This is a genomic window from Nostoc sp. (assembly GCF_035638895.1).
Classification (GTDB): domain Bacteria; phylum Cyanobacteriota; class Cyanobacteriia; order Cyanobacteriales; family Nostocaceae; genus Nostoc.
On sequence record NZ_DASQZC010000379.1, the window covers coordinates 1 to 10,743 of the forward strand.

7 protein-coding genes and 1 pseudogene are annotated in these 10,743 nt (G+C 44.3%); 6 read left to right on the forward strand and 2 right to left on the reverse strand.

From position 1 onward, the window contains the following. From VE944_RS18805 to VE944_RS18830, 6 genes and pseudogenes are all read left to right on the forward strand, one after another. On the forward strand, positions 1-923 hold a 923-nt coding region (locus tag VE944_RS18805; protein WP_324980128.1), incomplete at its 5' end, for a glycosyltransferase. Positions 924-1,167: 244 nt separating this feature from the next. Beyond that, positions 1,168-4,152: pseudogene (gene pgmB, locus VE944_RS18810) on the forward strand (beta-phosphoglucomutase). A gap of 237 nt (positions 4,153-4,389) precedes the next feature. Continuing rightward, a complete protein-coding gene (locus VE944_RS18815; RefSeq protein ID WP_324980131.1) occupies positions 4,390-5,739 on the forward strand; it encodes a PAS domain-containing sensor histidine kinase in 1,350 nt (449 codons plus the stop codon). Between the two features lie 231 nt (positions 5,740-5,970). After that, positions 5,971-6,408 (forward strand): RrF2 family transcriptional regulator, encoded by a 438-nt coding sequence (locus VE944_RS18820; RefSeq protein ID WP_324980134.1) that lies wholly within the window; start codon positions 5,971-5,973, stop codon positions 6,406-6,408. Between the two features lie 185 nt (positions 6,409-6,593). Next, positions 6,594-7,079 carry a DUF2243 domain-containing protein gene (locus VE944_RS18825; RefSeq protein ID WP_324980137.1) on the forward strand — a complete coding sequence of 162 codons (486 nt, stop codon included), beginning with the start codon at positions 6,594-6,596 and terminating at the stop codon, positions 7,077-7,079. A gap of 104 nt (positions 7,080-7,183) precedes the next feature. Continuing rightward, on the forward strand, positions 7,184-7,789 hold the full coding sequence (locus VE944_RS18830; RefSeq protein ID WP_324980140.1) for a DUF4129 domain-containing protein: 606 nt from the start codon (positions 7,184-7,186) through the stop codon (positions 7,787-7,789). A 125-nt stretch (positions 7,790-7,914) separates the two neighbouring features. Here VE944_RS18830 and VE944_RS18835 read toward each other — a convergent pair whose 3' ends face one another. Continuing rightward, on the reverse strand, positions 7,915-9,198 hold the full coding sequence (locus tag VE944_RS18835) for an aspartate aminotransferase family protein (RefSeq protein WP_324980143.1): 1,284 nt from the start codon (positions 9,196-9,198) through the stop codon (positions 7,915-7,917). A 311-nt stretch (positions 9,199-9,509) separates the two neighbouring features. After that, positions 9,510-10,577, reverse strand: a complete 1,068-nt coding sequence (locus VE944_RS18840; protein ID WP_324980145.1) for an NAD(P)/FAD-dependent oxidoreductase — start codon at positions 10,575-10,577, stop codon at positions 9,510-9,512. Positions 10,578-10,743: the final 166 nt, after the last annotated feature.

The following is a 10,743-nucleotide window of genomic DNA, read 5'->3' on the forward strand; positions in this document are numbered from 1 at the left end:
ATGTGGTTGATGGCATTGATTTGTTTAGTCCTAAATTCAACTTAGTGCCGCCGGGAGTAAATGAAAAGATTTTCTTTCCTTATAGCCAAAAAGAAGACCGAGATATCAAGCTTGGCACACAAATTCACGACCTCCTCTTTAACCGCGAAGACCCCCAAATCTTTGGTCATTTAGATAACCTTAACAAGCGACCAATCTTTGCCGTTGCTCCCATCACTTCAATCAGAAATCTCACTGGTTTAGCTGAATGTTTTGGTCAAAGTCAGGCGTTGCAAGAACGTTGTAACCTAATCCTTTTAAGTAGTAAAGTGCATCCAGATGAAGCTACAAACCCAGAAGAAACAGAAGAAATCCAAAAACTCCACGATATTATTCAGCAATATCATCTCAATGGCAAAATTCGCTGGCTGGGGATGCGTATCCCTAGCAACAACATCGGCGAAGCCTACCGAGTAGTTGCAGATTCTCAGGGAATTTATGTCCACTTTGCCCGCTTTGAATCCTTCGGTCGGTCTATTTTGGAAGCGATGATTTCCGGCTTGCCAACTTTTGCTACTCAATTTGGCGGCTCTTTAGAAATTATCGAAAACCAACAGAATGAATTTAATGTTAATCCTACAGACTTAGAAGGTACAGCAAAGAAAATTTTAGGCTTTATTGAACAATGCAATAGTCAAGATAAGTATTGGCAGGAAGTCTCAGAATGGATGAGTCAGCGAATTCATAATAGATACAATTGGCATTTACATAGTAATCAATTACTACACCTTGCTAAAATGTTTAGTTTTTGGAACTTTGTTGTTCCAGAAAATAACGAAGCTAGAGATCGCTATATGGAAGCCTTATTTCATCTGATTTATAAACCTAGAGCGGAAAAGATTTTGGAGAAACATAAGGGGCTAATTTTAATTCGTAATTCGTAATTCGTAATTCGTAATTGTGCATCCACCTTTGAACTCGGTTAATCCACCTCTGAACTGGATGAATCCACCTTTGAACTCCATTCATCCACCTCTGAACTCCGTTAATCCACCTCTGAACTGGATGAATCCACCTCCGAACTCGGTTCATCCACGTTTGAACTGGATGAATCCACCTCTGAACTCCGTTCATCCACCTTTGAACTCCATTCATCTACCAAATTTCCCCATTCCCTACTCCCCACTTATGCAAACAAAAGGTAGTTCTCGTAATTTTATCTACACAGACTGGATCTTAATCGAAACCCAGTTTGACCCTGACCAATTGCACTCTAAAGAAACCGTCTTTACAATCGGCAATGGATACCTGGGAACTAAAGGCAGTTTTGAGGAAGGTTATCCTCATGCATTGCCAGCTACTTTCATCAACGGTGTCTATGACGATGTGCCAGTGGTGTACACTGAACTGGCAAATTGTCCTGACTGGTTACCTTTGGTAGTAATTGTAAATGGCGAATCTCCTACGGAGACGCTACGCGATCGCTTCCGTCTCGATCAAGGTAAAATATTGCGCTACGATCGCCAGCTTGATTTACGCTACGGACTTCTCACCCGTTACTTGCGTTGGCGCTCTCCCAGTGGAAAGACTATAGATATGCATTTTGAACGCTTTGCTAGTTTTGCAGATCAGCATGTTTTGGTGCAACGCTGCCATTTAACGCCAGTAGATTTTGATGGGGTAATCGAAGTTCAGGGAAGTATCAACGGCTATCCAGAAAATCAGGGTTTTAATCACTGGGAAGGACTAGACCAAGGCAAGACTGACCAAGGAATCTGGTTACAACGCCGCACCCGCCACTCCCGAATTGAAATTGGTATGGGCGCAACAATGAGAATCTCAGGCACTGAAGCATCTTTGCAAGTCAGTACCGCACCTGGTTATCCAACCTTAAGCATGACCTACCTGGCTAAATCAAAACAGACCGTAACGGTAGAAAAAATCGTGACAGTTTTTACCTCGCGGGAGACTGAAACACCAGTTTCAGCAGCTACAGAAAAACTCGCGCACCTGCCAGACTACGCAACACTACTAAAAGCCAATGAGCAGGCATGGGATGAGGCGTGGCAGCAAAGCGACATCCTTATTGAAGGGGATAGCACAGCTGCTTTTGCTGTTCGTTACAATCTATTCCAACTGCTGATTGCTGGGTCACGCCATGATGACAAGGTGAGCATTCCTGCTAAAACTCTTTCTGGGTTTGGCTATCGCGGTCATATCTTTTGGGATACAGAAATTTTTATGCTGCCCTTTTTTCTATTTACCCAACCAGCGATCGCCCGAAATTTACTCAGTTACCGTTGGCACACTTTACCAGGAGCTAGACGCAAGGCTGCCCATTACGGCTATAAAGGGGCAATGTTTGCCTGGGAAAGTGCTGATAGCGGAGATGAAGTGACGCCACGTTGGGGACTCAATAGTGATTTTTATGGTGAAGATGTGCGGATTTGGTGTCGCGATCGCGAAATTCATATTAATGCAGATATTCCCTACGCCGCTTGGAACTACTGGCAAGTCACTAGTGATGATGAGTGGATGCAACAGCGTGGCGCAGAGATTATTTTGGATGCCGCTATCTTCTGGGGTAGCCGAGTCGAATTCAATTCTGAGCGCCAACGATATGAAATTCGGGGAGTGATCGGAGTGGATGAATATCATGAATTCGTCCACAATAACGCCTTTACAAATCGGATGGCGCAATGGCATTTAGAGAAAGCGATCGCAGTTTATGATTGGTTGGCTCAAAAGTTCCCCGAACGAGCCACTGAACTAGAACAGAAACTCAAACTCACACCACAAGAGCGAACGCACTGGCAAGATATCATCGCCAAAATCTTGTTTCTCCATGACTCATCAACAGAACTAATCGAGCAGTTCGAGGGATTTTTCCAATTAGAAGATATTAACTTAGCAGATTACCAAGGGCGCGATCGCTCCATGCAAGTCATCTTGAGTATTGAGAAAACCAATAAATGTCAAGTAATCAAGCAGCCAGATATCTTGATGCTCCTTTATTTAATGCGGGAATCAGCAGATTTTCCCTACAACGAAAAAGCATTGCAGACTAACTGGAACTACTACGCACCCCGCACAGATATTACTTATGGTTCGTCCCTTGGCCCAGCAGTTCACGCCATTTTAGCTTCCGATTTGAGCAAATCAACAGAAGCTTACGAAGTGTTTATGCAAGCGTTAATGGTGGATCTTGAAGATAACCGAGGTAACACCAGCGATGGAATTCACGGTGCTACTGCTGGTGGCGTTTGGCAAGCTGTAATTTTTGGATTCGGCGGCATTCAACTAACCGAAAATGGCCCCGTAGCCAACAGCCATCTGCCTGACGGCTGGACGCGCCTGAAGTTTAAACTGCACTGGCGCGGAAAATGGCACGACTTCGATCTGCATCGGGGACTGGGGGCTGGGGACAAGGGGACAAGGGGACAAGGGGAATAACTAATGCTCAATCCCCAATCCCGGAGCGAAGCGACTCACAACCCCAACATCCAAGGATTCATCTTCGACCTAGATGGAGTGCTAACTGATACAGCAGAACTTCATTATTTAGCTTGGCAAAAGCTAGCAGATGAAGAGGGTATACCCTTTAATCACCAAGCTAACGAAGGGCTGCGGGGTGTATCCCGTCGTGCTTCCCTGATGCATATTATTGGAGATAGAGCGTATTCGGAAGCACAAATTGAGGAGATGATGAAGCGTAAGAATCGCTACTATGTAGAATCGATCCAAAACATGACACCCAAGGATTTGCTACCAGGTGCGATCGCTCTCTTGGATGAACTGCGGCAAGCTGGGATTAAAATCGCTATTGGTTCAGCTAGTAAAAATGCCCGCACAGTGATCGAGCGATTGGGAATTGCCGATAAAGTAGATGCGATCGCTGACGGTTATAGTGTACAGCAACCTAAGCCAGCACCCGACCTATTTCTGTACGCAGCCAACCAGCTAGGACTCGAACCAGCACAATCTGTAGTTGTAGAAGATGCCGCAGCAGGCATTGAGGCGGCTCTAGCTGGTGGTATGTGGGCAGTAGGACTCGGCCCAACTGAACGAGTCGGAGCTGCTCATATTGTTTTGCCCAGCTTAGAAGGGGTCAAATGGGCAAACTTAAGAGCCAAATTAAGCAAGATTGCCAGACAAAAGGCTTGCTCTTCCTGATCTTTACCCCTTTTTTAAGGGGGTCGCCGCAGGCGGGGGGATCTTATCGAAACCTATCGCGTGCTGTGCTATCTGCTTTTTCGGTCAGAATATCCAACTGAATTCTAACGACTGGCGCTTTTATTCTGTTTTAATAACTGATAACTGATAACTGTTAACTTCCAAAAGCTAAGATCGTCTGAGAATGGAATCTAAAAGAAAACGCAAGTTTTAGATATCCAAATTAGGAGTCAGAGCGTGAATTTGGACGGAGTAGCTTTACAGATAGAAAATATGCGTAAGCGCGTCGCCCTTTTGCAACGCCAGAGTGAAGTGCAAAATACACAGGGAGATATTGAACTGGTTACAGCAGTATTAAAAGAAGTCCACATAGCTTTGGAAGAACTGCAAACAGCTAATGAATACCTACAGCAGCAGAATAAAGAATTATCCAATGCCCAACAATCCTTGATAGCACAAGGCCAACGCTACCAGGAACTATTTGAGGAAGTACCAGACGCTTATTTTGTGACTGATACAAAAGGGGTAATTCAGGAAGCTAACTTAGCAGCCACCACTCTGCTCAATATTTCCAAAAGTTTTTTGTTGGGCAAACTCTTGGGGATTTATGTGCTTGAGAAAGAAATAATTGCTTTTCATCTGAAACTACTTCATCTGCGCGATCATGCCGAAATCCCAGGCTGGAAAATGCAAGAGTGGGAAGTAAACCTGCGACCACGTAATAAAACACCAATTATTGCTGCGGTTAAAGTGGTTGCTATCCGTAATCAACAAGGTAAGTTAGTTGGTTTGCGCTGGATATTGCGGGACATTAGCGAAAGCAAGCGAACCCAAAGCAAGCTGCAATGGGCAGAACAGGCGATGCGACAAGCTCTTGCCAAAGAAAGGGAGTTTAGTGAACTTAAATCCCGCTTGCTCACCGTCACCTCCCATGAGTTTCGTACCCCTTTGGCTACTATCCACTCTTCTGCGGAATTACTAGAATATTATCGCCATCTATGGAGCGACGAGCGACAACAAACCCACCTGCGTCGCATTCAAACATCAGTTATGCATATAACCCAGTTGTTGAATGATGTATTGGTGCTGAGTCAGGATGAAACAGGCAAGTTAGAGTTTAATGCAACACCCCTGAATTTGGTGGAATTTTGCCGCGATTTATTAGAAGAATTAGAACAGAGCGATCGCTCACAACATGCGATCGTTTTTAGTAGTGAGTGCCAATCCACCCCAGCTAACTTAGACGCGAAACTACTGCGGCAAATCTTGACTAATTTATTCTCAAATTGTCTAAAATACTCTCCCATTGGTAGCACAGTTAAGTTTTCTGTCACCACTGCCAACGAGCAAGCTATATTCCAGACTCAAGACTCTGGTATTGGCATTCCCGCTTCTGACATTGATTACATCTTTGAACCCTTTCATCGCGCTAGTAATGCAGGTAATATCCCAGGAATGGGGTTGGGAATGTCCATCGTCAAGCAGGCTGTAGATTTACACGGCGGCGAAATTTTTGTCGAAAGTGCGATCGGTGCGGGAACTACCTTTACTGTAACTCTGCCATTTTCAAGAAATTTGAATATATAGCGGCTTGCACAGCCTTTAAATCAATTTGCATTTTGGAAGACTTTATAAATAATCAATCACTTTTATTTATCGAATTCAAAATAAAATATAATTGCTTCTATGCTCAAAGGTCTTTAAAGTGGGGTTAGCCGGTCAACAATAGGTTGATTGTAAAGTTTTTCCTAAGAGTAACTTAGGGAAAGCAATTCAAATACTTTGTATATTTAAGTGTGAGTTTAAAATATTACGCCTGTGGTAATCTCTAACAAATCAGAATACGCACTTTTAGCCCTGTTAGAGTTAGCAACCTGCTACCCTAACGGTGAAGCCCTGCAAATTCGAGAGATAGCGGCATTACAAGACATCCCGAACCGCTATTTAGAACAACTCCTAGCCACATTAAGGCGTGGAGGTTTAATTAAGAGTATACGCGGAGCCAAAGGTGGCTACGTTTTAGCACGAGATCCCGGAAAGATTACAGTGTTAGATGCTTTTAGCTGCATGGAAGGGTCAGATATCGTGGCCTCTAATCCTGAACCAACTCCCAACACGGTAGAAGGTGAGCTAATTCAGGAAGTCTGGCAGGAAGCACGTCAGGCTGCTAACTCAGTTTTGGAAAAATATACACTCCAAGACCTTTGCGAACGAAGATCAATGCGAAAGCAAAAGGAACTCATGTATTACATTTAGAAGGCTACGGTAGGCTACGCCAACGCAGCACCCATTTTCCTCAAGATTTCGACCCAGTGAAAGCGGGTATGCAGATTAAATCTGAAAATTGATTGAAGTTCAATGATGGTACTTGCCTCAAGATAGAAGATATTTCTCCCAAAAAAGTTGTATTTTGGTGAAAAAGCCTATCGATGAGGTTGACAATGGAGGCTAAAAGTGAAACCCTCAACCGACGCGCACCAATAATCACTGCTGGAATTTTTCTTGGTGTAGGTATTGGAGGGTTTATTGATGGAATTTTACTGCATCAGATCCTCCAGTGGCATCACATGCTTAGTAATATTCGACCTCTGACAAACATGGCGAATATAGATTTGAACACGCTATGGGATGGATTATTTCATACCTTTAATTGGGTATTCACCGTGGTAGGAGTTGTCTTGCTATGGCGTGCGGGAGGGCGTGAAGATGTTCCTTGGTCATCACAGACCTTTATTGGGTCAATATTGATTGGTACTGGGTTGTTCGACTTCGTTGAAGGTTTAATTGACCATCAAATTCTCGGTATCCATCATGTAAAATCAGGCCCAAATGAGTTAGCTTGGGATTTAGGATTTCTTGCATTGGGTGCGCTACTTATTGTCATCGGCTGGATAATGATAAAAAAGACAAGAGTCATTAGTCATTAGTCATTAGTCATTTGTCATTGGGCATTGGTCAATATCATAGTTCTTCTTCCCCTGCCTCCCCTGCTCCCCCTGCTCCCTCATCCCCCACTCCCCACTCCCCCCCTATGACAGATACTTTTGAAAAAACTAGCTGGAGTTGGCAGCTTTCTCAATTTCAACAACAAGCGGGAGAATGGTGGGAATACCAGTTTTACCGCTTTGAACGCGCTTTGCCCGAATTGCCTACTGGATGGTCGATTAGTCCAAGGCTTGGTGAGTTGCTGAAATTCCTGTTTTGGCTGGTACTAGGTTTATTTATAGTTTGGGTGGGTTGGCGATTATGGCAAGAATTCAGTCCTTATATATTTTCTTGGCTAAATAGAAGTGGCAATCTCACTGATTTTCGTGTAAAAAGTCGCTCTAGTGAGTCATCCATAGCCCTTTTGTTGGAGCGATCGCAACAATTTTACCGTCAAGGTAACTACCGTGAGGCTTGCCGTTGTATTTATTTAGCAATGTTGCAGCAGTTGGATAAAAATACCATCGCACCCCACAAACTCAGCCGCACAGATGGAGAATATCTGCAATTGCTGCGATCGTCTGTGACTCCTATACAGCCTTATGAAACTTTAATCACCACTCACGAGCAATTATGTTTTGGTAATGCCGAGATTTTGCCAGACAATTATGAGCAGTGTCGCCAAGCTTATCGGGAAATTTCCCCAGAATGAAGAGAACGCGAGGATAGCGAAACTACATACATAGCTCAAAAAATCAATTGTTTTAGTGAAAATTAAGATAAAAGTCAGAAAAAGCGAGAGATAGGCACAAAGACTTATCCTCGCTTTTTGATTATTTAAGCTGTGAGAGTTGCAATTGCTTGATCCACAGCTTCCAAGGCAGTGTTTACTTCCGCCTCTGTGACAATTAGCGGTGGCACAAACCGGACTACTTTTGGCCCGGCAGGTACAAGCAATACACCCTCGTTGATGGCAGCATTGACGACATCTGCTGCGGTTACTTGAATATTGGCTCGCAACTCCAAACCGTTGATTAAACCCCAACCCCGAACTTCGCCAACCTGCTGAGGATATTTAGCTGCGATCGCTTTCAATCCAGATCGCAATTGTTCACCCCTATCTTGCACATTCTGCAAAATATTTTCCCGTTCCAACGTCTGGCAAACACTGAGTGCTACACCACACACAAAAGGATTTCCGCCAAAGGTGCTAGCGTGTTCCCCTGGTTGAAAAACATCACAGAATTTCTTGCTCATCATTGCGCCGATGGGGATACCGCCACCTAAGCCTTTAGCACTGGTGAAAATATCCGGTTCAACGCCGAGATGTTCGTAAGCCCATAATTTGCCACTGCGTCCCATACCAACTTGCACTTCATCGAAAATCAATAAAATGCCAGTTTCGTCACAAATCTGCCGGAGCTTTTTGAAATAGGCAACATCTCCTGGACGCACACCGCCTTCTCCCTGCAATGGCTCAATTAGAATCGCTGCTACCCGATAATCGCCTTCATCCAACTCGCTAATCGCCACTTCCACAGCGTTAATATCGTTGTAATTTACGTAGTGGAAACCAGGAACCAAGGGATCAAAATATTTTTGATACTTCGGTTGTGCTGTAGCGGTAATCGTTGCCAAAGTCCGTCCGTGGAAACTGGCGTTGGCGGTTAAAATAATCGGTTTTTCAATGTCTAATACTGTGTGGGCATATTTTCGCGCCAGTTTAATTGCGGCTTCGTTAGCTTCAGCTCCAGAGTTGCAGAAAAACACGCGATCGGCACAAGAATGTTCAACAAGCCATTTTGCCAATTCACCTTGTTCAGGAATGTAGTACAAATTAGAGACATGGTGCAGCTTCTGGATTTGGCGTGTTACCGCTTCTACCATAACTGGGTGAGCGTGTCCTAAAGTACAAGTGGCAATTCCAGCCACAAAGTCCAGATATTCTCGCCCCTGTGTATCCCAAACCCGGCATCCAGCACCCCGTTCTAGGGCTAAGGGAAACCGACCATAGGTAGACATGACAGCTTCATTAAAGCTATCTGCATCAAAGGGACTGGATGCTACAGACCCTGAATCTGGGGGGATGGTGGCTTGTTCAACGAGAGTTTGTAGGCTCACTACCGCTCCTCCTGAGAGTTTTTCATCATATAGTTATTTACTAGTTTCCTAGAAATCCCTAAAAAATACTTTTTACTTAGCACAACTCGTACTTCTTCTTAAGCTAACGCTTATATCACCTCAAAGACATAGCGGTGGTGAAAAAATTTTGTACTCAACGCTTGAGCAAGAGTATGAGCAACAGGCAAGTTTGCATAGGCGCAGCCCGTCTGGGGTAGAGTCCAGGGTTTTCTCATAGAACACATGACGAAATTCACCTTGCTGTGTGCAGAAAAACTGCCAGAAAGCTAAGAGGGTGTTTGAAAAGTAGGCTAAGTTGTAAAAACTTTGAGAAAGTTCGCATTCTCTAAAGGTAAATGACCCAAATGATTATTAATTTCATCAGCAGCAGCTAATCCAGAAAGCATCGCACCTTCGACAAGATTACCGCCACACCAATCACCACAGCAAATTAAAGGTAAGGGAGTTCCGGCAGACAAAAAAGCTTCATGCCAAGGACGGCTAGGAAAGGCATAACGCCAACGATGTACTTGCATCCATTCGGGAGTATTCAGCCAAGGAAGGGAAAGAGATTCAGCTGCTCGTTGCAACATAAGCTGTCCAAGAGGTTGTAAATCCTGGGATTCTAAATGGCGTTGAGCGAAATCAGCGTTACTTTGCAGCACAAAATGTGGTTGTTGAGGGTTAGGACGCTTGCTACTGTCCAAACCAATCCATGCTAAATCAGGATTATCCATAAAAGTTAGAGCTTTCCACTCTGGCAAGGGTTGGGATGTGAGAGAATATCCAGCGATCGCACTAATCGAAGGGTAAAATTCTACAGAACGCAAATTATCAAGAAAGGCTGTATCTAATACACTTTCACCCAAAGGTTCCAACAGCATCACAGCTTGTGGTGCAGGAATGGCCACAACTAAAGCTTTTGCAGCTAATTCTTCGTTGCTTGATTCGAGAGTCAAACGCCAACCATTTTCCGGTGTTGGGGTAACAGCGATGACACGCTGATTCAGTAATATTTCTAAACCTGGGGCGAGGGATTTAGCGATCGCACTCATTCCCCCAGGTGCAACATATCGCGGACTGCGGTTTTTAGGTTCAGATAAAGGAACCCCTGCTGTGAGTTCGTAAACCTCCTCTGTCCAAACTTCCACGATATGGCGCGATCGCAATATCTCCACAAAACGTCCAAATAATTCACCCTTTGGCTTCAGGTAACAAGCTCCATGATCCGCGCAAGTTCCATGCAAGCGGCGTGTAGCCAGCCGCCCTCCCAAACCACGGGACTTTTCCACCACTAACACCGAATATCCAGCTTGACTTAACTGCTGGGCGCAGACTAAACCGGCTATTCCGGCACCAATCACTGCAATATCAGTCATGAGTCAATAGTCCCTGTCATTAGTTATTAATTATTAATCATTAGTTATTCGTTATTATCAAAGGACAAAATTACTACTAATGACTGCTGAAAGCTAATAGTAGAATAAGGTACACAAAGCTGCATAGAAGGGAGGAAGGGAAATTGGATGAAATGAGGGCGGCGCT

What these genes read in the sequence shown, in the direction of transcription:
- VE944_RS18840 (WP_324980145.1), bottom strand. Translation starts at nt 10,577, where the DNA reads ATGACTGATATTGCAGTGATTGGTGCCGGAATAGCCGGTTTAGTCTGC.
- VE944_RS18830 (WP_324980140.1), top strand. Translation starts at nt 7,184, where the DNA reads ATGACAGATACTTTTGAAAAAACTAGCTGGAGTTGGCAGCTTTCTCAA.
- VE944_RS18825 (WP_324980137.1), top strand. Translation starts at nt 6,594, where the DNA reads ATGGAGGCTAAAAGTGAAACCCTCAACCGACGCGCACCAATAATCACT.